1 protein-coding gene is annotated in these 921 nt (G+C 68.8%); it reads left to right on the top strand.

The features are described from left to right. Position 1 precedes the first annotated feature (1 nt). Positions 2–921: ketol-acid reductoisomerase (gene ilvC, locus ADL08_RS10435; RefSeq protein ID WP_078968104.1), on the top strand; the 920-nt coding region annotated here is incomplete at its 3' end.

Below are 921 nucleotides of genomic sequence, written 5' to 3'. Positions count from 1 at the left end.
CATCCAGGGCCGCAAGGTCGCGGTGATCGGTTACGGCAGCCAGGGGCACGCCCACGCGCTGTCGCTCCGCGACTCGGGCGTCGACGTCCGCGTCGGCCTGCACGAGGGCTCCAGGTCCAAGGCGAAGGCCGAGGAGCAGGGCCTGCGCGTGGTCACGCCCGCCGAGGCCGCCGCCGAGGCCGACGTCATCATGATCCTGATCCCGGACCCGATCCAGGCCCAGGTCTACGAGGAGTCCATCGCCCCGAACCTCAACGACGGCGACGCGCTGTTCTTCGCGCACGGCTTCAACGTCCGCTTCGGCTTCATCAAGCCCCCGGCCGGCGTCGACGTCGCCCTGGTCGCCCCCAAGGGCCCGGGCCACCTGGTGCGCCGCCAGTACGAGGAGGGCCGCGGGGTCCCCGCGATCGCCGCCGTCGAGCAGGACGCGACCGGCAACGCCTTCGCCCTGGCCCTGTCCTACGCCAAGGCCATCGGCGGCACCCGGGCCGGCGTCATCAAGACCACCTTCACCGAGGAGACCGAGACCGACCTGTTCGGCGAGCAGGCCGTCCTGTGCGGTGGTGCCTCGGCGCTGGTCAAGGCCGGTTTCGAGACCCTGGTCGAGGCCGGCTACCAGCCGGAGATCGCCTACTTCGAGTGCCTGCACGAGCTGAAGCTGATCGTGGACCTGATGTACGAGGGCGGTCTGGAGAAGATGCGCTGGTCGGTCTCGGAGACCGCCGAGTGGGGCGACTACGTCACCGGCCCGCGCATCATCACCGACGCGACCAAGGCCGAGATGAAGAAGGTCCTCACCGACATCCAGGACGGCACCTTCGCCAAGAACTGGATGGACGAGTACCACGGCGGTCTGAAGAAGTACACGGAGTACAAGACCCAGGACGAGCAGCACCTCCTGGAGACCACCGGCAAGGAGCT

It is taken from the genome of Streptomyces sp. NRRL F-6492 (assembly GCF_001280125.1).
In the GTDB taxonomy this organism is placed as follows: Bacteria; Actinomycetota; Actinomycetes; order Streptomycetales; family Streptomycetaceae; genus Streptomyces.
This window is presented reverse-complemented; position numbering and strand designations above follow the sequence as displayed.